At 62.3% G+C, this 21,024-nt stretch carries 18 protein-coding genes and 1 pseudogene; 11 read left to right on the top strand and 8 right to left on the bottom strand.

Translation table 11 applies throughout. The features are described 5' to 3' along the window. Positions 1-55 precede the first annotated feature (55 nt). From NKI50_RS01455 to NKI50_RS01465, 3 genes are all read left to right on the top strand, one after another. Positions 56-1,081, top strand: coding sequence for an aldose epimerase family protein (locus tag NKI50_RS01455; protein WP_023719983.1), 1,026 nt, complete (start codon positions 56-58; stop codon positions 1,079-1,081). 448 nt (positions 1,082-1,529) lie between these two features. Next, positions 1,530-3,266 carry an adenylate/guanylate cyclase domain-containing protein gene (locus NKI50_RS01460; protein ID WP_023719984.1) on the top strand — a complete coding sequence of 579 codons (1,737 nt, stop codon included), beginning with the start codon at positions 1,530-1,532 and terminating at the stop codon, positions 3,264-3,266. Positions 3,267-3,366: 100 nt separating this feature from the next. Further along, a complete protein-coding gene (locus tag NKI50_RS01465; protein ID WP_352609116.1) occupies positions 3,367-3,936 on the top strand; it encodes a GNAT family N-acetyltransferase in 570 nt (189 codons plus the stop codon). Positions 3,937-4,435: 499 nt separating this feature from the next. On the opposite strand, the gene NKI50_RS01470 is transcribed toward NKI50_RS01465, so the two are convergent. From NKI50_RS01470 to NKI50_RS01490, 5 genes are all read right to left on the bottom strand, one after another. After that, complete coding sequence (locus NKI50_RS01470; protein ID WP_352640455.1) at positions 4,436-5,356, bottom strand: phosphorylase family protein; 921 nt, start codon at positions 5,354-5,356, stop codon at positions 4,436-4,438. Between the two features lie 14 nt (positions 5,357-5,370). Then, positions 5,371-6,162, bottom strand: coding sequence for an ABC transporter permease (locus NKI50_RS01475; protein ID WP_023719987.1), 792 nt, complete (start codon positions 6,160-6,162; stop codon positions 5,371-5,373). After that, positions 6,155-7,042, bottom strand: coding sequence for an ABC transporter permease (locus NKI50_RS01480; protein WP_352715138.1), 888 nt, complete (start codon positions 7,040-7,042; stop codon positions 6,155-6,157). The genes NKI50_RS01475 and NKI50_RS01480 overlap by 8 nt, the downstream gene beginning before the upstream one ends. Then, complete coding sequence (locus NKI50_RS01485; RefSeq protein ID WP_352715292.1) at positions 7,039-8,076, bottom strand: ABC transporter ATP-binding protein; 1,038 nt, start codon at positions 8,074-8,076, stop codon at positions 7,039-7,041. Before NKI50_RS01485 ends, NKI50_RS01480 begins: the two co-directional genes overlap by 4 nt. Positions 8,077-8,207: 131 nt before the next feature. After that, complete coding sequence (locus tag NKI50_RS01490) at positions 8,208-9,200, bottom strand: ABC transporter substrate-binding protein (RefSeq protein ID WP_352715141.1); 993 nt, start codon at positions 9,198-9,200, stop codon at positions 8,208-8,210. 245 nt (positions 9,201-9,445) lie between these two features. Here NKI50_RS01490 and NKI50_RS01495 point away from each other — a divergent pair, with 245 nt between their 5' ends. Continuing rightward, on the top strand, positions 9,446-10,444 hold the full coding sequence (locus NKI50_RS01495) for a LacI family DNA-binding transcriptional regulator (protein WP_023719991.1): 999 nt from the start codon (positions 9,446-9,448) through the stop codon (positions 10,442-10,444). Positions 10,445-10,456: 12 nt separating this feature from the next. Here NKI50_RS01495 and NKI50_RS01500 read toward each other — a convergent pair whose 3' ends face one another. Further along, positions 10,457-11,041, bottom strand: a complete 585-nt coding sequence (locus NKI50_RS01500) for a TetR/AcrR family transcriptional regulator (RefSeq protein WP_023719992.1) — start codon at positions 11,039-11,041, stop codon at positions 10,457-10,459. Positions 11,042-11,146: 105 nt separating this feature from the next. On the opposite strand from NKI50_RS01500, the gene NKI50_RS01505 reads away from it, so the two are divergent. The 3 genes and pseudogenes from NKI50_RS01505 to NKI50_RS01515 all read left to right on the top strand — a co-directional run bounded on the left by NKI50_RS01505 (position 11,147) and on the right by NKI50_RS01515 (position 13,593). Then, entirely contained in the window at positions 11,147-11,962 is an 816-nt protein-coding gene (locus NKI50_RS01505; protein WP_352495973.1) for an oxidoreductase, read from the top strand. A gap of 62 nt (positions 11,963-12,024) precedes the next feature. After that, positions 12,025-12,501 (top strand): annotated as a pseudogene (locus tag NKI50_RS01510) (alpha/beta fold hydrolase); the annotation flags it as partial. Between the two features lie 90 nt (positions 12,502-12,591). Beyond that, positions 12,592-13,593 (top strand): NADP-dependent oxidoreductase, encoded by a 1,002-nt coding sequence (locus NKI50_RS01515; RefSeq protein WP_352715144.1) that lies wholly within the window; start codon positions 12,592-12,594, stop codon positions 13,591-13,593. Here NKI50_RS01515 and NKI50_RS01520 read toward each other — a convergent pair. Continuing rightward, positions 13,586-14,515 (bottom strand): sugar kinase, encoded by a 930-nt coding sequence (locus tag NKI50_RS01520; RefSeq protein WP_352715147.1) that lies wholly within the window; start codon positions 14,513-14,515, stop codon positions 13,586-13,588. The genes NKI50_RS01515 and NKI50_RS01520 overlap by 8 nt on opposite strands. Positions 14,516-14,672: 157 nt before the next feature. On the opposite strand from NKI50_RS01520, the gene NKI50_RS01525 reads away from it, so the two are divergent. From NKI50_RS01525 to NKI50_RS01535, 3 genes are all read left to right on the top strand, one after another. Further along, positions 14,673-15,119 carry a FixH family protein gene (locus NKI50_RS01525; RefSeq protein WP_023719997.1) on the top strand — a complete coding sequence of 149 codons (447 nt, stop codon included), beginning with the start codon at positions 14,673-14,675 and terminating at the stop codon, positions 15,117-15,119. Positions 15,120-15,126: 7 nt separating this feature from the next. Then, positions 15,127-16,326, top strand: coding sequence for a cytochrome-c peroxidase (locus NKI50_RS01530; RefSeq protein ID WP_352640449.1), 1,200 nt, complete (start codon positions 15,127-15,129; stop codon positions 16,324-16,326). A 128-nt stretch (positions 16,327-16,454) separates the two neighbouring features. Beyond that, positions 16,455-16,655 carry a hypothetical protein gene (locus tag NKI50_RS01535; RefSeq protein ID WP_031194293.1) on the top strand — a complete coding sequence of 67 codons (201 nt, stop codon included), beginning with the start codon at positions 16,455-16,457 and terminating at the stop codon, positions 16,653-16,655. 130 nt (positions 16,656-16,785) lie between these two features. Here the strand turns inward: NKI50_RS01535 and NKI50_RS01540 are convergent, their stop codons facing one another. Beyond that, on the bottom strand, positions 16,786-17,238 hold the full coding sequence (locus NKI50_RS01540) for an Lrp/AsnC family transcriptional regulator (RefSeq protein ID WP_352484209.1): 453 nt from the start codon (positions 17,236-17,238) through the stop codon (positions 16,786-16,788). Between the two features lie 162 nt (positions 17,239-17,400). On the opposite strand from NKI50_RS01540, the gene putA reads away from it, so the two are divergent. Then, complete coding sequence (gene putA / locus NKI50_RS01545; protein WP_352484210.1) at positions 17,401-21,012, top strand: bifunctional proline dehydrogenase/L-glutamate gamma-semialdehyde dehydrogenase PutA; 3,612 nt, start codon at positions 17,401-17,403, stop codon at positions 21,010-21,012. Positions 21,013-21,024: the final 12 nt, after the last annotated feature.

Genomic DNA, 21,024 nt, shown 5'->3' on the forward strand with positions numbered 1-21,024 from the left:
CTGGGCCGCTTCGGAAAGGCCAGGCTGGCGTCGATCGAGCAACGAACTTGCGAGCATGGCGATGAAGGACGGCGAGGTTTTCGGCACGACGCAGGCGGGCGAGGAAGTCCGCCGTTTCACCATCCGTGGCGGCGGCCTTACCGCCAACATTATCGGCCTGGGCGCGATCATCCAGGATCTGCACCTGGCCGGGCACGAGGCGCCATTGGTGCTCGGGTATGATCGTTTCCAGTACTATGAGACGGATAAGGCCTTCTTCGGCACTGTCGTCGGGCGCTACGCCAACCGTATCCGCGACGGCCGCTTTACGCTTGCCGGCAAACGCTACCAGACCGAGCGCAATTTCCTCGAAAAGCATACGCTGCATGGCGGTTCGCAAGGTTTTTCGCGACGAGCCTGGGCGGTTTCGCTGCATGGCAGGGATTTTGTCACGCTGACCCTGCATGACCCCGACGGCACGATGGGCTTTCCCGGCGCGCTCGACGTGACCTGCACCTACCGGCTGAAGATCCCCGGCACGCTCAGCATCGAACTGACCGCCACCTGCGAGGAGCCGACGCTCTGCAACCTCACCCAGCATTCCTATTTCAACCTGGATGACGGCGGCGCCGGCGACATTCTCGACCACCGGCTGATGCTGAATGCCGGCGCCTATATTCCTGTCGACGCCGATTTGATTCCGACAGGCACGGTCAAGCCGGTCGACGGCACACCTTTCGACTTTCGCCAGGCGCGGCCGCTGCGCATGGAGACCGAGGGCGAACAGCTCCCCTACGACCAGAATTTCTGCCTTGCCTCGACGCGCGGGCCGCTGAAGCAGGCATCATGGGCGCAAGGCGCGAATTCCGGCGTCGAGATGGAGCTCTGGACCACCGAGCCGGGCGTCCAGCTCTATACCGGCCAGTATCTGGCGCCGTCTTCGCCTGGTTTGGGCGGCCGCCAGTACAAGCCTTTTTCAGGCTTCTGCCTGGAACCGCAAATCTGGCCGGATGCGCCCAACCGGCCGTATTTCCCGCAAGCCACGCTGTGGCCGGGCCAGATCTACCATCACGTGACGGAATACCGGTTTAGGCTGCCTTAGGGCATGACCCCCGGAAACCGGCATGGTTTTGCTGCGCTGACCTCCGGTTCGGAAAGGATCATGCAAATTCAAAGTGTTATAGCGTCCTTTGCGCGTCCAATGACGCGCGGCGCTCTGGAGTCAAAACGCAATCACTCTGAACGACCGACTTCGAACCCTCTCGGACCTTTGACGCCGAGAGCCCTGACGACGCAAGTTGACCCTGAGCTGCCCTTCGTCAGCCCATTTCACTGCGCGATAGCCGACATTCGCGGCACTCGGCACTGACCCCTTGCTGACCTTCTCCAAGACCAGCCCCAAGCGCAAGTCGTGGCCCCAGTGGGGACAATCGACAGGCGCGATCACCCTATGTAGCTGCTTGGCGATCGAGCCTCGAAGTCAACCTGATAGACTTTTGAAATGGGCGGCATAAAATTCGCTTTTCTGCTTTCAATGAAAGCAACGCGAAATGGCCGAAGAACGCGCCCAACGCCGCCTTGCCGCCATATTGGCTGCCGACGTGGTGGGCTACAGTCGACTTCTGGACCTGGACGAGCAAGGAACGTTGGCCGCTTTAAGGAGGACGAGGAAGGAAATCCTCGAACCACTCGTCCGCGACCGTCATGGCCGTATTGTGAAAGTGATGGGTGATGGCGTTCTGGTCGAGTTCGGAAGCGCGGTGAACGCCGTGTCATGCGCCGTGGACCTTCAGAAGCGGATGGCGGCCGCAAACGAGGGTGTGACCGCCGACCGGAGAATCTACCTGCATATCGGCATCAATCTGGGCGATGTCGTTGTCGAGGACGGCGATCTGTTCGGCGACGGCGTCATTGTCGCAGTGCGGCTCCAGGCAATGGCCGGGGCAGGAGATGTCTGTGTGTCCGGCAGCGTCTACGACCAAGTCAAGCGGAAGCTCGATTGCGGCTTCGACGAACTTGGTCCGCAAGCGATCAAGAACGTCACCGAACCAGTGTCTGTCTACCGGATCCGGCTGTCGACCGCATCGGACGATGGCGGGCTCGCGGAGAAAGCGCCTCTGCAGCTCCCCGCCAAGCCCTCCATTGCCGTCCTGCCCTTTACGAACATGAGCAATGATCCGGAGCAGGAGGCATTTGTCGATGGCCTCACCGAAGACTTGATCACGGATCTGTCGAGGACAAGCGAGTTGTTCGTCATCGCCAGCAACTCGGCATTTGCATACAAAGGCAGGCACGTGGATGTGCGTCGCATCGCGCGAGAACTGGGAGTTCGCCATCTTCTTGAAGGTAGTGCACGGCGGGCCGCTGGACGGGTGCGTATCAACGCCCAACTGATCGACGCGATCGCGGGTGACCACCTTTGGGCCGAAAGATTCGACCGGAGCCTAGAAGATATCTTCGCCGTTCAGGACGAGGTGACCGGCAAGATTGTCGAGGCTCTGGTTGGCCGCCTGACCACCGCGCCGGCGCGCAACAGACCGAGCAACCTGGAGGCCTATGATCTCTGTGTGCGTGCCCGGGCCCTTGGCCTGCAAACGGCGCTCACCGCGAAAGAGGCCATTTTGCTGCTGAACCGGGCAATCGCGCTCGACCCGGAATACGCGGAGGCGCACCGTTGGCTGGCACTCAACCTCTGGCTGGGCTGGGAGTTCTGGGACGAACCGATGGACCCCAACCGCGCAAGAGCGCTCGCCGAAGCACAGCTGGCGGTCGAACTCGACCCGAACGACGCCGGGAACAGATGGGTATTGGGCGTCATACTGGGACATGAGAGTCGCTGGGTGGAATCGGATGCCGAATTCGATGCTGCCCACGAGCTGGACCCCAACCACGCCGACGCTTGGGCGATGCGGGCCGAGTTGACGACTGAAAAGGGGCGACCTGCCGAAGCCATAGAGCAGGTCCGCAGGGCACTGCGACTCAACCCTCACCCGCCCGGTTGGTATTACTGGATGTTGGGCCAGGCCCAATATGCCATGGGCGACTACGAATCCGCGATCCAAACGCTGCGCAGGCCCGAAACCTATCGCACGACTTCACGACGCCTGCTTGCAGCAAGCCTTGCGCAACTTGGCCGTTTGGAGGAAGCGCGCTGGGAGGCGAAAATGTTCATGATAAGCAATCCGCACTTCACTATCCGGCACTGGTCGGATTCGCAGCCATTCCCAGCCGAAGACGTGCGCCGGCATATCGTGGAAGGTTATCGCATGGCGGGGCTGCCAGAATGACTGTCATTGGTTATACCTTCGGCCTGCTGTCGACAGGCGTCCCAAGGCTGCCGCAGCAGCGAACATTTTGGTCTTCTGACGGAACGAAATTCGCCATATCGTGCGTTTGTTTCGCCTCATGGTGTGCTTGAACATGGCCAGTGAAGACTTTCGGCACCGGATAGCGCGACGCGAGGACCTCGCCTCCATGATTGCGCTCATGGATGCAGCGATCTCCGAACTCCAGAAACCGTTTCTCGACGATGACCAGATCCGATCCAGCCGCGCAATCATGGGGCTGGACACGCAGCTTGTCGATGATGGCACCTATTTCGTCGTGGAGCACGCCGGCGTCCTGGCAGGCTGCGGTGGCTGGAGCCGGCGCACGACCATGTATGGTGGTGATCAGTCACCGGGACGCAACGCGGCACTGCTTGATCCAGCCACGGACGCGGCGCGTATCAGAGCCATGTATACGCATCCGGACTTTGTCCGGCGAGGCGTCGGCCGCCTGATCCTTTCGCTGTGTGAACGTGCCGCTAAGGCTGAGGGCTTCCGCCGTGCCGATCTGGCAGCCACGATGGCAGGAGAGCCGCTCTATCGAGCCTGCGGCTACCAACCCGCCGAGAAATTCGTCGATGACCGTGGCGGCGCTCCGGTTCCGATCCTGATGATGAGCAAGACGCTCTGAGCTACGCTCAAAGGCCACTCGCTCGCGGCCGGCACTCGCTCCGGCCAGTATGGCAGGAGGAGGATGCTGGAGATTGAACCAGGCCATCTCGAACGAAACAGTACTTCGCCTGTACTTCCGCTCCATGGTCGAGTCGCGACCGACGTGGAGGTTTTCGGGAACGTCTCGAGATGGCGCATGTGGTCGGGTGGCGCGTTGAGTTTAACCGGATCAAACGACTATCCGCTTCGGGTCCGCATCAGGTCGTAGCGAGAACGAGCGCAATGCTGAAGCGCCATGATTGTCAGCAAATGGCGCTCTGTGCTCATTCCCGCCGACTAATTCAAACGGCAAGTTCCGCCCATCTGGGCCATTGGCGGCAGCCAGTCTGATTGAGTTTTGACCCTAATCCTCAAACGCCGCCCTCAGCGTTTCGAACGTCGCAAACACGCCCAATGCAGCGCCCTCGGGATTCTTGGTCGGTGGCAGAGCTTCAGCTATCCGGCGCACGAAGGTCGTCTCAGAACCGGCTGGAGCGTTCTTTCGGCTGAGGCGACTTCAAGCCCTGACAGGAGCATTCCGGATCAGCGGGAAGTCGCGCGGCGGTCTCCAGCGCGACCCGCGAGGCTGTCATGGAGAGATTGGGCAGCACGTCCTCCTGCAGCAGTTTCTGGCGATTGCGATCCATATAGTCGTTGAAGCCCGCCGTCACGAATGCGCAAGGCACGAAACACGCGCCGATCTCGCGCGACAAGGTCGCCTCAGGGGCGATGGAATGGTTGAGGACATCCGCACCCATGCCCCGATACGCCAAGGCTTCGGCTGGCGTTGTCAGCCGGGGCCCATAACAATGGGCAGCCACCAACTGCTGTTCGATGCCGTAAACGCGGCATTCGGCTGGCCAATGACGGCGGGCCGTTTCGACCAGAACCGCCGCACATCTTGGACACACGATTTGCTTGCCCGAACAGTCAAAGCTCTGGCGGTCAGGAAGCAGTGAAAACGGGGTCTGCGTCAGTTCAATGATGTCGGCGGTCACCACCATGTCGCCCGGCTGGATCGCCTTGTTGACGGCGCCTACAGTCGAGCAGGCGAGAACTTGCCGTACACCCGCCCGCATCAACACCCAGAACGCGCGGCGATGGCAGGAATGGTCGATACGGTCGCGGGGATTGCCGTGCGAATACATGCACAACGCGCGCTTCGCTCTCCCTTCGGCTGTGATCGACGCATCGAACTCGAGCAACTTCCAGTTGTCGGTGCGACCGAAAGGCGTTTCAAAACTCATGTCGCGCCGCAACGTGCGCACACCATCGAATTCGACATCTTCCGGGAAGGCAAGCCCCCAGTTTGCCGACCCGGTGATGATGGCCAACCCTACCTGAGGGATGTCCGTCGAATGATCCGTCAGATCGTCGGCTGCATGGTGATTGGTGGGCATGTTTCCAGTCTCGGTCAGGATTTTTGGCGAAGGGTCACAATCAGGACCACGGCCACCACGATGACGGTCCACAATGTCGAGATCGCCGCAATGGTCGGATCGATCTGATCGCGCAGCGACAGGAACATAAGCTTCGGCATCGTGCTGTTGCGACCGCTTGCGATGAAGATCGAAATCACAGACTCGTCGAGCGAAGTCAGGAACGCCATCAATGTCGCCGACAGCAAGCTGATCCGAAGTTGCGGAACGATTATTCCGCCAATGGCTCTGGCCCAGTTTGCACCGAGGCTGCGCGCCGCCTGGACCTGGTTCCAGTCAAAGCGGGCGAGAGCCGGCAGCAACACAATGCAGGCGACCGGAACGGCCAGCACCACATGTCCGACCAGCACACCGAATAGCGTTCCGATCAGATGTTGTGCAGCCAAGACAAAGAAGAGACCGATCGCAAGCAGGATACCCGGGGTGATCGAGGGGGTTAGCAGGACGCTCTGGATGATCGCAGCGGTTTTTCCGCCCAGCCGATTCATTGAAATGCAGGCGAGCAGCGCAAACGGCACCGCGATCAACGCCGTCAATGTCCCAAGGATCAAACTCGTTCTGAGCGCAGCCATCCACGTTGCCGAGCCGAAGAAGTTCTCATACCAACGCAACGAGTAGGCGTGCGGCGGAAACTCGAGGAGATTCGACGCCGAAAAGGAAAGCGGCACCACCACGAGCGTTGGCAGCATCAGAAATGCCATGACAAGAGCGGCAAAGCTCCAGAGCAAAATGCGGGCGAGCCTGTTTTGCGGATAGGCTTCAAGCATAGGGGGCTTCCACTGTGTTCTGGGCCACCAGGCGGCGTGCCGCCAGCAACATCACACCGATCAGCGCCATAAGAGCGAGGAGCAGAATGCCCAGGACGCTCGCCGACCCCCAGTCCTGAAAGGTCGATAGTGTACGCTCGATCCGGGTAGAGAGAGGATTTACCTTGCCGCCGCCAAGCACCGCCGGCGTGATGAAAAAACCTATGGCGTAGATGAGGACGATGATCGAACCGGAGAAGATGCCGCCCGCCGATAGCGGCAAAATGACTGTGCGGATGACCTGCCTGAGAGTGGCTCCCATGCTCGCTGCCGCGCGAATGAGATTTGGGTCGATATCGCGCATCGCAGCATAAACAGGCAGCAGAAAGAGTGGCAGCATGTAGTGCACCATGCCGATGAGCGTTCCGGTGAAGTTGTAGACCAGCGGCAATGGCTCCGCCGTCAGGCCTGAACCGGTCAACGCCGCGTTGATCAGGCCATCGCGCCGCAAGAGCACGAGCCAACCATAGGTACGCACCAGAATGGAGGTCCACAGCGGCAGCATGACGAACGCCATCAGCACGTTGGCCACCCTTGGTCTGACGCTGGCCAGAGCCAGCGCCAGAGGGATGCCGAGAAGAATGCAGGCCGCCAGCGTACCCAAGGACAGTTCGAGGGTCGTGACGAGCGCCGACCACGTCAGTCCGCTCGAAAGGACCTTCTGGTAATTGCCGACCGTGTACTCACCCCCGGTGGTCAGGAAGGATTGCCGGATGATCCAAAGGATGGGCAGTATCGCCGCCAGCCCAACGATGAACAGCGCCGGGAGCGAAAGCGAAAGAAAAAACCGCCGCTCGCGCCGTGCATCCGCCGCGAGCGCCGGATCCCGGACGACGATCACGCCATCGCTCCCGGTATCGCGTGAACCTTCGCTGCTGGTGCATATGCAGTCATCCGCTGACCGGCGGCAAGCTCGGCGCAGCCGCCGGCCAGCGCTGCCGGAATGCAGACAAGAACCTCTTGCCCACCGTCAAGCGCCAGCGTCAAAAGCCAATTCTCGCCGCGGAACGCTTTGGCGCGCAGTATTCCTTCGAGAGCCACTCCGTCTCCCCCGACGAGCTTCGCATCAAGATGGAAGCTTTCGGCGCGGATCATCAGAGTTTCGCGTGATGGTTCGGCGCCGTCGATTCTGCGTGCTGAGCCTGGCGCCACAATGTTAGCCTCGCCCATGAACTCCGCGACGAAGCGGGTCGATGGACGATCATAAATCCGCTGCGGCGTATCTATCTGCTGGATGCGGCCAGAATTCATCACCGCAATCCGGTCAGACATAATCAACGCTTCGCGCTGGTCATGGGTCACATAGATTGTGGTGATCCTTAGATGATCATGCAGGCGCCGGATCTCATACTGCATGGTCTCGCGCAGATTCTTGTCGAGCGCCGACAGCGGCTCGTCCATCAACATCACGCGCGGTTCGAAGACGATAGCCCGCGCCAATGCCACCCGTTGACGTTGGCCGCCGGATAGTGCGGCAACATTGCGCTCCGCCAGGCCATCCAGCTTCACGCGGGCCAAGGTATCAAGCGCCCGCTGACGCGCCTCCGCTCTCGGTATCTTGCGCAGCACCAGCGGATACGCGACGTTCGCCAGGACATTCATGTGGGGAAACAGGGCGTAATTCTGGAATACTATGCCAATGTCTCGTTTGTTGGGCGGCAGGCGGGTGATGTCTCGATCGCCCAAGAGAAGTTTACCGGAATCCGGCCGGACAAAACCGGCCAGAGCCATGAGTAACGTGGTCTTGCCCGATCCCGATGGCCCTAGCAGCGTGAGGAATTCGCCAGCCTGAATGTCGAGCGAAACATCATCCAGTGCGACGTAGGATCCATAAGCCTTGTGCACGCTTTCGATGGTGATCGCGAGCGACTTCATCATGTGCTCCAGCCTTAAGGCGCGTCGCCTTCGACCGGCCTCACGCGACACGCTTTAGGTTGTTGTTTTCATGCATGTTGTTGTCGCAAAACCGCTGCACACTTTTGCGCGATATGCATTAGAGCTGAGAGTCAGCGGGCCATCATTTCATCGAAGGCTCTTTGGGCAGCCTCGCCATTCTTGACCCACCATTCTGAATTCGAAAACACCGACGTGCCAGCATTTTCAGGCGCGGTCGCAAGGGTCTTCAGACGGTCCTCGGGAATAAGGCCACCCTCATATGCCGCAGGATTGACTGGGCCGTAGGCAATGAAATCGGTCAGCTTCGCAACTCGCGCAGGCTGCGTCATCGCTGCGATGAGCTTCATCGCGGCTTCCTTGTTCGGCGCTCCCTTCGGCACCCCAAGGCAGTCCGTGCCGATGACCGAACCCTTGAACGTGTAGTCAGCCGCGCCGCCATCTGCTTTCACGGTTTGAGCCCGTCCGTTCCAGGTAATGACCAAATCCGCCTCACCATCTTTCAGCAACTGCGCGGACTGAGCTCCCGAGGTCCACCACACGGCGACATTTGGTTTGATCGCTTCAAGCCGGTTGATGGCGCGCTCTAGCCCTTCCGGCGTGCTGAGCACGGAATAGACGTCCGCGGGTGCCACGCCATCGGAGAGAAGCGCGATCTCGATCGAGTCTTGCGCATTGGCGCGCAACGCGCGCCGGCCAGAAAATTTGGCAACATCCCAGAATTCCGCCCACGTCTTCGGCGGGTTCTGGCCATAGGTCTTGGTGTTCCACGACATGACGGTGCCGTAGGAGTCGAACGGATAGCAGTAGTCGGACTTCGCACCCTCCGGCACGGATTTCGGATCGATGATCTTGTAGTCGAGTGGCTCAAGCAGCGATTGTGCGGCCGCCTGGGCACCTTCCGGTGAGCCCAGGTGAATGACGTCGGTCGTGACCGCACCCGATGTGACCTGCATCTTCAAGGCGGCTAGGCCGTCGCTTAGGGTCTCCTCGCGGACATCATAGCCGAGCTCTTTTGCAGCAGGCCCCCACATGGCTTCCTTCATGGCGTTGCCATAATCGCCACCTGCGGTCGTGATGGTGACTGTTTGCGCATGGACGGGCAAGGCAGCCGAGATTGCGAATGCTGTTAAGGAAATGCGTAGCCAGGACATAGGTTCTCCTCCCCAACTTTATCCAAATGTCGCTCAAAAGTGCCATTATTTTGTAATCGTAACGTTACGATTGCATCTGAATGCGCTGGAGTCAAGCTGCTTCCTGCGGGAGTTTGGATTGACCGGGATGTCGAATCCGGTAACGTTGGCGGTCAGCAAAATCAGCCGGCGCTTTCGCAAACGAAGTCGGGCGAACAATGGCCAATCTAAAGCAGATCGCGGCGGAACTTTCCCTCTCGGTGACCACGGTATCCCGCGCTCTGAAGGATGGGCCGGAAGTGCAGCCCTCGACCATAGCCCGCGTCAAGGAGGCGGCTAAGCGGGTCGGCTATTTACCAAATCATCATGGTCGCGCGCTCAAAACCGGTCGAACGCAGACGCTGACGGCAGTACTCCCGATGGAGACACGAGATCATCTGTCCGATCTGTTGAAGCTTCCTTTAATCGAAGGCATGACGTTGGCGGCGCGGCAAGCCGGTTATAGTCTGTCCATCTATTCCACCACTCCCGACGACGATCCCGTCGAGAGTGTGGAGCGGCAACTCCAGGCGCGCAGCGCAGACGGCCTGATCATCACACGCCTGGTGTCGGCTGATCCGCGCGTCAAGCTGCTGCTGGATAAACGCATGCCATTCGTCGCGTTTGGAAGAACCGACCTTGATATCGCGTATCCTTATGTCGATGTCGACAATGAACAGATTGCCTACGAGGCGACCCGGCGGCTCATGGATAAGGGCTGTCGACGCATTGCGCTGCAACTTCTCGTTCCGGAGGACCAAGCGAGTGCCATGCGTCTTTCCGGGTATGGAAGGGCAATGGCCGAGGCCGGTATTCCGATCGACCAATCGCTGATCGGTCATGGCATGTTCACCATGGAATCGAGCGCAGGCTGGTTCGATCGCTTGCTGGCGTCATCAGATCCGCCGACGGGCTTGGCGTGCGCCAACGAACTGGGCCTTCTGGGAGCGTTGCACGCCCTCGGCAAGCGGGGTCTTACACCAGGCCGCGACGTCCACATCGTCACCCGTGACAGCACGCGGCTGGCACGTTTCCTGCCGGCAAAGATCGGAGTTCATTCCGTGGATATGGCGGGTGTTGGACGCAAACTTATCGAAGTCCTGGAGAGCCGGATCATCAATCCGCTTGGGCCGGTGGAGACAGTCTTGGTGCAAGGCAGATTCGAGCCGGCCGAATAGTCCGGGCTGCCGTCAGGGGGCCACCTCGTCTTGAACCGGCCGGATCAGCGCCTTTGCGGCAGCTGCTCCCGCTGCAAGGATGCGATCCGACAATTCCGTCCCTTCCAGGGCGCGGGCCAGTTGAAGCGCGCCGATGAGCGTTGCAAACACACCCAACGCAACGCCCTCTGGATCATTGGTCGGCGGCAGAGCGTCGGCTATCTGACGCACCAGGGATTGGGCGCGTTCGGCATAGAGGGCCCGCGTTTCAGGCGGCTGCCGCGCTATTTCCGGCAGTAGCGCGGCCGAAGCGCAGCCCTTTCCAGGATTGTCCCGGTGCTCGGCCGATAGATATGCCCCTATGGCCATTTCCGGACCGCCGGCGGCCAACGCTTCCTGCACTTGCTGCGACTGCGCGTCCAGGGCCGCCGCCACGCTTTCACGGACGAGCTCCGCCTTGGACTGAAAGTGCGGATAGAAGGCCCCGTTCGTCAGCCCGGCGTCGCTCATGATGGTCGCCAGCCCGGACGCCGCGATGCCGTCAGATCGAAAACGTTCGGCGGCGACCTCCATGATCCGGCTGCGTGACGCGTCTTTTCGGCCCTTTTCGTAGCGCATGTCTTCTTTCCTGCCCTGCTATTGCATTATGCTCATAATCTGATATTACGACCATAATTCAATTCGTGGAAATAAGCTAGACCTCTCGAACCTGGAACATCAAAAATGAATGGGAATTCTGAAAAAACCGCAATCGTGACCGGAGCCTCCTCGGGCATTGGCCGCGCCAGCGCCGAGGCCTTGGCGCGGGCGGGGTTCACTGTCTTTGGCACAAGTCGCCGCAAGACCAGTAATGGCCCGGAAGGGGTGACCATGCTGGCATGCGACGTGACCGATGATGCGGCCGTCACTGCGCTCGTTGCCACCGTGCTCGCGCAGACCGGCCGGATCGATCTCCTGGTCAACAATGCCGGTGTCGGCCTGCTAGGGGGTGCCGAGGAATCCTCGGTCGCACAGGTACAAGCCCTGTTCGACGTCAATCTGTTCGGCGTCATGCGGATGACCAACGCAGTATTGCCGTCGATGCGGCGGCGCGGCCAAGGGCGCATCATCAATATCGGCTCCATTCTGGGATTGGTACCCGCGCCATACTCAGCGCATTACTCGGCAGTCAAGCACGCGCTCGAAGGCTATTCGGAATCGCTCGACCACGAGGTGCGCGCCTTCAACGTCCGCGTTTCCGTCATCGAGCCGGCATTCGTCCGCACCGTCTTCGACCAGAACGGCATCGAGCCGGATTCGCTGTTGAAGGAATACGATCGGGCTCGAGCCGGGCTCAAGGCGTTGCTGGGCGATGTGATGCCGATAGCCGATCGGCCGGAAGTGGTGGCGAATGTGGTCGTCAAGGCGGCGACCGATGCCCGTCCGCGACGGCGTTACACCGCTGGCAAGGCAGCGCGCCAGGTCAGCCTGCTGCGCCGCTTTGCCCCCGCGGGGATGTTCGACAAGAGCCTGCGCAAGCAGTTCCGCTTGCCGGTCTGAACAACAGAGCCAGGGGATTTCGCGCATATGCGACTAGCAACCACAACACATTTGGTCAGGCCCTTGTGCGCAAACTCATCCTGGCTGGCACGGGGCCGGCCGGTGGCGAAGGCATCGACAAGGTGACGCCGCTGACGATCGTGGACATGATCAAGGGCGCGCTGACTTTGCGGGATCCGAAATACTATCTCTTCTTCACAACGACGCCGAATGGGCGCCGCGCCGCAAACGCATTTCTGCAACGGCTGAAAGAGCGCCGGTCCAACCGGGACAAGGCGGTATCGCTGAGCGCCTTCGGCGCGCAACTCAAGGCGATCAAGGCCTACGGACTCCAGGCGCCGCAAGACCTGAGCGCTATCCGCATTCCCACTTTGGTTGCGAATGGCGACCAGGACAGGATGGTGCCGAGCAGCAATACCTACGATCTCGCCGGGCGTATCCCAGGGGCGCATCTGGTTATCTATCCGGATGCCGGGCATGGCGGGGTAGTTCAGAACTACGCCGATTTCGTCCCGAAAGCCCTGTCCTTCCTCGAGGCTGAGGTCTTGCCGCAGGGCGGCCATGCAACTGAAAACGTTCGGCTTGTTTTGTCGCGGAACACCAACAGACATTCTTAGAAAGTAACTGCCATGAAGGCATTCGTTGTCGATAAATATAATAAAAAGGGCCTTCTGCGGCTGGCCGAAATGCCGGAGCCGCAGCTCCAGGACAGCGATGTCCTGGTCGAGGTTCATGCCGCAGGGGTGAACCTGCTCGATTCCAAGGTCAGAACCGGAGAATTCAAGCTCATCCTGCCCTATCGCCGGCCCTTCATCCTGGGCCATGACGTGGCTGGGAAGGTTATCCGCGTGGGATCGAAAGTCCGCAAGTTCAAGGCCGGCGACGATGTCTATGCGCGGCCGCGCGATGGCCGGATTGGGACATTCGCCGAGTTCATCGCCATGGATGAAGCCGATGTGGCCTTGAAGCCTGAGAATCTCAGCATGGAAGAGGCGGCCTCGATTCCCCTGGTCGGTCTCACCGCCTGGCAGACGCTTATCGACAGGGCAAACCTGAAGAAGGGACAGAAGGTCTTCATCCAGGCTGGTTCCGGGGGCGTGGGAACATTCGCTATTCAGTTGGCCAAGCACCTCGGCGCGACCGTTGCGACAACCGCGAGCGCGTCGAGTGCCGATCTGGTGAAAAGTCTCGGCGCCGATGTTGTCGTCGACTACAGGCAAGAAGACTTCGAGAAGGTTCTGTCGGGCTACGATGTCGTCTTGAACAGCCAGGACGCCAAGACGCTCGAAAAATCCCTGAGCGTGCTGAAACCGGGTGGCAAGCTCATCTCCATCTCGGGTCCACCGGATTCCGAGTTTGCCAGGGAAAAGGGACTGAATTTTATGCTGAGGCTGGTGCTGCGCTTCCTGAGCCGCGGAATTTGGGCCAAAGCCAAGCGCCGTGCCGTGCAGTTTTCGTTCCTTTTGATGTGGGCGCAGGGCGATCAGCTGAGCAAAATCACCTCCCTAATCGAATCCGGCGCGATCCGCCCGGTTCTGGATCGGGTCTTTCCATTCGAAGCGACCAATGAGGCTCTGGCCTATGTCGAAACAGGACGCGCCAAGGGCAAGGTCGTCATCAAGGTCAGATAGCAGTTGCCTCGAACGCAGCCCTGAGCGTCTCGAACGGCGCCAGGGCGCCGCGCACCTGTACGACGGCGGCGGCGACGCGATGGGCGCGCTGCACCGCCTCAGTCGGCGCATGGCCGGCAAGGCGGGCGGCGAGATAGGCGCCATTGAAGGAGTCGCCGGCGCCGGTGGTGTCGACCGGGGTGGCGACGTGTACCGCCGGCACGGTTTGCAAGGTTCCGTTTTGCGCGATCAGCGCCGGTTCCTCGCCGTTCTTGACGACGACCTCGCCGACCAGCTTTCGCAGCCGTTCGGCTGTTTCCTGCGGTGTCGTATCACCAAACAGCATCTGCTCGTCGGGAAAGGTGGGTAGCGCGATGTCGGCGACGGCGAGCGCCTCGAGGATCGCGGCCTGCGCTTCCTCGCTTTGGCGCCACACCCGCGGCCGGTAATTGGGATCGAAGGCGATCAGCGAGGCGGCCGCGCGCGCCTTGGCCACGGCCGTCAGCAGTACCTTGCGCGCACCCTCGTCGAGGATTGCCAAAGTGATTCCGGAAAAATAGACCAGCGCCTGGTTTTCAAGGCTTTTCTGTAAAGCGGCTGGGTCCGAAGCCAACTGCCTCGCGGCCGCATCGGCCCGCCAATAGGTGAACGAACGTTCGGCGCCGGTCAGCGTGATCGCATAGAGGCCGGGGCGGGCGCCCGCTATCACCGGGCTGGCGCCGACGCCGATGCCGTTTTCGGCGAGGAATTTGATCTGGTCGCCCGAGAACGGGTCGTCGCCGAAGGCCGAGACATAGGTCGCCGGCCGCTCGCCGCTCAAGGCATGCAGGGCCCATAAAGTGTTGAACGTGTCGCCGGCAAAGCCCATCCGCCAGTTCGGCCCGGCCTGGCCCGAAAGCTCGAGCATGCACTCGCCGATCGAGGCGACGCCGTTTCCTGCCATGAAGTACTCCTCCATCCGTGCAATTGCGGTGCTGTAGCTTTTTGCGGCCGGCAGCGCCATGCTTGGCGACGGCGGATTCTTGCGCTGGGCGCGATTTCCCACAGGGGCGTGGGACGCGACTGCCCAGCGAATCGTTATCCGCAGAACAGGAATGGGTTTGGCATCGTTATGGCGTTATCTTCTTGGAGGCTTCGGCCTGGCTGCCTTGCTCGCCGGTGTGCTGGCCGTCGTCTATCTGACGGCGCCGCATGCGCCGCAACCAAGCTCGGACGTCGGCCGTTCAAGGACGACGGCGAACAAGCTGTTCGTGGCGACTTTCGAGCCCGAGAAAGGCGTCATCCGGCAGGGCGAACTGGAGTCCTGGCTGCTCACATTGAAAACCGTCGAGGGTGCGCCGGTGGAAGGTGCTGCGATAACGATTTCCGGCGGCATGCCGCAGCACAAGCACGGTCTGCCGACCAGCCCGCAGGCGACCGATTACCTCGGCGAAGGACGCTATCGCATCGACGGCGTGAAATTCACGATGAGCGGGTGGTGGCAATTGCATTTTGCCATCTCCGCCGCGGCCGGTTCGGACACGGTCGTCTTCAACGTGGTGCTGTGAGCCAAAGATGAGCCGGTTTTCCAGTCTTCTCGCGTTGGTGATGGTGGCCGTGCTCGTCGGCTGCGGCAGGCCGGAATTTTCCGACGCCGAGAAGCAAACCGTCGCCTCATTGGCGCTGTCCAGGCTGCCGCCGCTGAAGCCCGACACCACCAATCGCTTTGCCGACGTGCCGGCCGCCGCGGCACTCGGTTCGACGCTGTTCTTCGACACCGGGATGAGCGGCGGCGGCACCGTATCCTGCTCGACCTGCCACAAGATCGACCGCCAGTTCCAGGACGACCTGCCGCAAGCGGTCGGCGTCGGCCGCACCAACCGGCGTACCATGCCGCTGGCCGGCGTCGCGCATGATCCCTGGTTCTTCTGGGACGGGCGGCGCGACAGCCTGTGGGCGCAAGCACTGACGCCGCTCGAAAATCCGCTGGAGCAGGCCGGCAACCGCGCCGCCTTCGCGCATTACATCAAGGCCCGTTTCGGCGAGCGCTACGAGCGCATCTTCGGGCCGCTGCCGGACCTTTCGGGTGTGCCGGCCAATGCCAGCCCGCTCGGCACCGATGCCGAGAGGGCGGCCTGGAACGCCATGCCGGAGGCGCAAGCCGAGGAGGTCAATCGCGTCTTTGCCAATATCGGCAAGGCGATCGCCGCCTTCGAGCGCTCGATCGCGCCGCCGCAGACACGCTTCGACCGTTTTGCTACCGATCTTGCGGTGGGCGCCGAGCCGCAAGGCGACGCCGTCTTTTCGCCGGAGGAAATCCTCGGCCTGAAGCTGTTCATCGGCAAGGCCAATTGCGTGACCTGCCACAACGGCCCGCGTTTTACCGACGGCAGTTTTCACAACACCGGCGTGCCGCCTGTCGCGGGCCTGCCGCCGGATCGCGGCCGCGTCGACGCGGTGGCGCAGGTCGAGGCCGATCCGTTCAACTGTTTCGGCACCTTTCGCGACGGTGATGCCAGCGCCTGCCGCGAGTTGCGCTTCATGGTCAAGGCCGGGCCGGAACTCATTCGTGGGTATAAGACGCCGTCGCTGCGCGGTGCCGCCACCCGGCCGCCCTACATGCATGCCGGGCAGTTTTCCTCGCTGGACGAAGTGGTGGCGCATTATTCCAAGGCGCCGGCCAGTGTCGAAGGTGTATCCGAGATCCACCCGCTGCAGCTTTCGGACCGCGAACGCGCGGCTCTGGTGGCGTTTTTGAAGACGCTGGCGGAGTGAGGCCGGGTTTGTGTGCGACAAGAGCGGACCACCGTCTTGGGCCGCCAAATAACGTTGACACGATGCAGGGTCGCTGCTCATGATAACCAAGGCGCAAAGTGCGATACCTCAGGCTGTGGGAGGATAAAATGCAGCCACTTGAAATCGACGCCAAGCCTCAACCTGTTTCAATTGACCCCGCCAAGACCGCAGTTCTCGTCGTGGACATGCAGAATGACTTCGGCTCGAAAGGCGGGATGTTCGACAGGGCCGGAATCGACATTTCCGGGATTCAGCGGGCTGTCCGCCCCACCGCCCATCGCGTCGGATGCACCCAGGAGCAATCATGACGCCTCGATCACGCTCGTGCAGACGCTCTTTGGATGGACGTCGTCGTCCGCCCATTTTCTGAGGGCGATCGAAGAGCAATTCCAGGAGCGCCTTCAACGAGCCGGATGACCTGGCGAAGCCCTTGAGCGGCTAGCGGTCCTTCACCGTCTCCATCGCCACGAAGGTCGAGGTCTGGGCGACGTGCGGCAAGGCTGAGATGCGTTCGCCGAGCACGCGGCGGTAGGCGGCGATGTCGGTGGTGCGGACCTTCAGCAGATAGTCGAAGCTCGATGCCATCATGTGGCACTGCTCGATCTCCGGCACCGTCTGCACGGCGCGGTTGAAGGCGTCGAGCGCGGCCGAGCGGGTGTCGGACAGTTTCACCTGGACGAAGGCAACATGGCCTTCGCCCATGCGCTCACGGTCGATGATCGCCTGGTAGCCCCTGATGAACCCGTCCTTCTCCAGCCGCTTCACCCGCGCCTGAACCGGCGTCTTCGACAGGCCGACTTTTGCCGCCAGTTCCGACATGGAAAGCCGGCCGTTGCTGCCCAGGGCCGACAGGATGTTCCTGTCGATGCGGTCCAATTGGTCTTCTCCCATCGGATTCCTGGTCGAATTGGAGGCGATCAGCCCTAATGATAGATCAATCGATCTGTTCTGTCGATTTCTTTGGACCGACTGGAGTCGCTACTTATGTTAGCTTGCGCCATTCGGTCCGGTGACCGCCGGCCCGCTCCCTTGTGCTCGTTCTACAGGTCCGCCATGCCAGCGCTCGACACCATCCGCCAGCAGATCCGTGCCAATTATTTGCCCGACGAAGACCAGGCGGTGAAGCGGCTGGCCGAGGCGGCCGGGCTGTCCGTGCAAGACCGCAAGGCGATTTCGGCCCGTGCCGCCGATCTGGTGCGGGCGGTGCGCGGCTCGTCCGATCCCCGGCTGATGGAAGTGTTCCTGTCCGCCTACGGCCTCTCGACCAAGGAGGGCGTGGCGCTGATGTGCCTGGCCGAGGCGCTGCTGCGGGTGCCCGACACCGAGACGATGGACGACCTCATCGCCGACAAGATTGCGCCGCACGACTGGTCGGCGCATTCGGGCGGTTCGAGTTCGATCTTCATCAATGCATCGACCTGGGCGCTGATGCTGACCGGCCGCGTGCTCGACGAAGGCGAGGGCGGCATCGAAGGCACGCTGCGCGCGATGGTGCGCCGGCTGGGCGAGCCGGTCATCCGCAAGGCAGTCGCCGCCGCCATGCGCGAGATGGGCGAGCAGTTCGTGCTCGGCCGCACCATCGCCGAGGCCGTCAGGCGCGGCCGGCCGATGACCCAGAAGGGCTATCTCTATTCCTTCGACATGCTGGGCGAAGCGGCCCGCACCGAGGCCGACGCGTTGCGCTATCTCAAGGCCTATGCCGACGCCATCTCTTCGCTCGATGCCGGCGCCAACGGCCCCGACATCCGCCAGAACCACGGCATTTCGGTAAAACTGTCGGCGCTTCATCCGCGCTATGAGGTGACACAGAAGGAGAAGATGCTGCCGGTGATGGCCGAGCGGCTTTTGTCGCTGGCACTGGCGGCGCGCCATTCGCGCATGGGACTCAACATCGACGCCGAGGAAGCCGACCGCCTCGATTTGTCGCTCGACGTCATCGAGCGGGTGTTGGCCGAGCCGGAGCTTGCCGGCTGGAACGGTTTTGGCGTCGTCGTCCAGGCCTATGGACCGCGCGCCGCCTTCGTCATCGACTGGCTCTACGCTCTGGCCAGGAAATACGACCGCAGCATCATGGTGCGGCTGGTCAAGGGCGCCTATTGGGACACCGAGATCAAGCGGGCGCAGACGCTCGGGCTCGACGGCTATCCGGTCTTTACCCGCAAGGCCAACACCGACGTCTCCTACTTGGCCTGCGCGAAGAAGCTGTTGTCGATGACCGACCGTATCTATCCGCAATTCGCCACTCACAATGCCCACACCGTCGCCGCCATCCTGTCGATGACGACGGAGCGCGATACATTCGAGTTCCAGCGCCTGCACGGCATGGGCGAAGCGCTGCATGAGACGGTGCGGCGGGCCGAAGGCACGCGCTGCCGCATCTATGCGCCGGTCGGCGCGCATTCCGACCTGCTCGCCTACCTGGTCCGCCGGCTGCTGGAGAACGGCGCCAATTCCTCCTTTGTCCACCAGCTCACCGACGAGGAGGTCGAGCCCGAGGACATTGCCCGCGACCCGCTCGAAACGGTGGAGAAACAAGGCCCCGCCGCCAATCCGGCGATCGTGCCGCCGTCGGCGATCTTTGGCCCCGGCCGGCGCAACTCCAAGGGTTTCGATATCACTGACACGCTGACGCTGGCGGCGATCGACAAGGCCAGGGCCGAGTTCGCCGGGCCGGAGCGCTGGCACGCCAAGCCGGTCAGCCGCGCCGCCGGCTACGGCAAGCAGCGTCCGGTGGTCAATCCGGCAAAACCTTCGGAAGTGGTCGGCACGGTCAGCGAGGCCGGCGCCAAGCAGGTCGAGACCGCCGTGCGCATCGCCGTCGAGGCACAACCGGCATGGGCAAGACACCCCGTCGCCGAGCGCGCCGCCATCCTCAACCGGGCGGCCGATCTCTATGAGGCGAACGCCGTCGAGTTCTTTGCGCTCGCCGCCCGCGAGGCCGGCAAGTCGCTGGCCGACGGCGTTGCCGAGGTGCGCGAGGCGGTCGATTTCCTGCGCTACTATGCGGCCGAGGCCGCCAATGCCGAGGCGGGCACCGAGGCGCGCGGCGCCATCGCCTGCATCTCGCCGTGGAATTTTCCGCTCGCCATCTTCACCGGGCAGATCGCGGCGGCACTCGTCACCGGCAATTCCGTGATCGCCAAGCCGGCCGAGCAGACGCCGCTGATCGCTTTCCGCGCTGTCCAACTGCTGCGCGAGGCCGGCGTACCGGAAGACGTCATCCAGCTTCTGCCCGGCGACGGTCCCTCGGTCGGCGGCCCGCTGACCGCCGATCCGCGCATTGCCGGCGTCTGCTTCACCGGCTCGACCGATGTCGCCAAACTGATCGAAAAGCAGCTAGCCGAGACCGCCGCGCCCGACGCCATGCTGATCGCCGAAACCGGCGGCCTGAACGCCATGATCGTCGATTCCACGGCGCTGCCTGAACAGGCGGTGCGCGATATCCTGGCCTCCGCCTTCCAGAGTGCCGGCCAGCGCTGCTCGGCACTGCGCATTCTCTACGTGCAGAAGGACGTCGAGAAGAAGATGCTGGAGATGCTGAAAGGCGCTATGGAAGCGCTCAGCCTCGGCGACCCCTGGCGGATCTCGACCGATGTCGGCCCGGTCATCGACGACGAGGCACAAGCGTCGATCCGCGACTATTGCACGAAAATGGGCCTGCAGGGCCGGCTGATCGCCAAGCTCGAAGCGCCGAAGGACGGCCGCTTCGTCGCGCCGCACGTCTTTCGGGTCAAGAGCATCGAGGAGTTGGAACGCGAGGTGTTCGGCCCGGTGCTGCACGTCGCCACCTTCGATGCCGACGAGATCGATGCGGTGATCGCCGCGATCAACCGCAAGGGCTACGGCCTGACCTTCGGCCTGCACACCCGCATCGAAGGCCGCGCGCAGCATTTCGTCGACGGCATCCATGCTGGCAACATCTACGTCAACCGCAACCAGATCGGCGCCGTCGTCGGGGCGCAGCCCTTCGGCGGCGAGGGGCTTTCCGGCACCGGACCGAAGGCGGGCGGGCCACATTATCTCCGGCGTTTCCGCAAGGGGCCGGAGGCCGGCACCCATCTTGCCGAAGGCCGCAAGGTGACGGCGACCGAGCTCGCCGACAATCTGCCGGACCCGGCCTTTGGCGGCTGGTCGACGCGGCCGGATCGCGTCGCCATCCTGAGGAAACATCTGCGCGGCAAGGGTGCCGCGGCCATCGGTGCCGCCGCCGGCATCGATTTCGGCCAGGTCGACCTGCCCGGGCCGACCGGCGAGGCCAACACGCTGTCGCTGTCGCCGCGCGGGCGCGTGCTGTGCCTCGGTCCCGACGCGGATACCCTGCTTGCGCAGACGATCCAGGCGCTGGCCGCCGGCAATGCCGTGCTCGCCGTCGCACCTGGCGCGCCTGCGGCACTGTCGGCGCTGACCGGCAAGGGCCTGCCGCTGGCGGCGATCGACGGCCGTCCGGACCCGGTCGAAGCGCGCTCGCTGCGGGTCGATGTCGTCGCCTTTTCCGGTACGCCCGAGGCCGCGCGCATCGTGCGCAAGGTCATCGCCGACCGCGCCGGCCCGATCGTACCGCTGGTCAGCGAAGTGTATTATCCGGCCGCCTATGCGCACGAGCGCGCCGTCTGCGTCGACACCACGGCGGCGGGCGGCAATGCCAGCCTGCTGGCCGCGGCATAGGGTTTCGCCAGG

This window comes from Mesorhizobium sp. M0563, assembly GCF_040321065.1.
GTDB lineage: Bacteria > Pseudomonadota > Alphaproteobacteria > Rhizobiales > Rhizobiaceae > Mesorhizobium.

Coding starts and splice junctions, on each gene's coding strand:
- NKI50_RS01500 (WP_023719992.1), bottom strand. CDS start 11,041: ATGCGCTACGAAAAGGGCCGAAAAGACGCGTCACGCAGCCGGATCATG.
- NKI50_RS01535 (WP_031194293.1), top strand. CDS start 16,455: ATGCAGCCACTTGAAATCGACGCCAAGCCTCAACCTGTTTCAATTGAC.
- NKI50_RS01475 (WP_023719987.1), bottom strand. CDS start 6,162: ATGCTTGAAGCCTATCCGCAAAACAGGCTCGCCCGCATTTTGCTCTGG.
- NKI50_RS01520 (WP_352715147.1), bottom strand. CDS start 14,515: ATGGCAGGAAACGGCGTCGCCTCGATCGGCGAGTGCATGCTCGAGCTT.
- NKI50_RS01515 (WP_352715144.1), top strand. CDS start 12,592: ATGAAGGCATTCGTTGTCGATAAATATAATAAAAAGGGCCTTCTGCGG.
- putA (WP_352484210.1), top strand. CDS start 17,401: ATGCCAGCGCTCGACACCATCCGCCAGCAGATCCGTGCCAATTATTTG.
- NKI50_RS01460 (WP_023719984.1), top strand. CDS start 1,530: ATGGCCGAAGAACGCGCCCAACGCCGCCTTGCCGCCATATTGGCTGCC.
- NKI50_RS01505 (WP_352495973.1), top strand. CDS start 11,147: ATGAATGGGAATTCTGAAAAAACCGCAATCGTGACCGGAGCCTCCTCG.
- NKI50_RS01540 (WP_352484209.1), bottom strand. CDS start 17,238: ATGGGAGAAGACCAATTGGACCGCATCGACAGGAACATCCTGTCGGCC.
- NKI50_RS01470 (WP_352640455.1), bottom strand. CDS start 5,356: ATGCCCACCAATCACCATGCAGCCGACGATCTGACGGATCATTCGACG.
- NKI50_RS01485 (WP_352715292.1), bottom strand. CDS start 8,076: ATGAAGTCGCTCGCGATCACCATCGAAAGCGTGCACAAGGCTTATGGA.
- NKI50_RS01530 (WP_352640449.1), top strand. CDS start 15,127: ATGAGCCGGTTTTCCAGTCTTCTCGCGTTGGTGATGGTGGCCGTGCTC.
- NKI50_RS01455 (WP_023719983.1), top strand. CDS start 56: ATGGCGATGAAGGACGGCGAGGTTTTCGGCACGACGCAGGCGGGCGAG.
- NKI50_RS01495 (WP_023719991.1), top strand. CDS start 9,446: ATGGCCAATCTAAAGCAGATCGCGGCGGAACTTTCCCTCTCGGTGACC.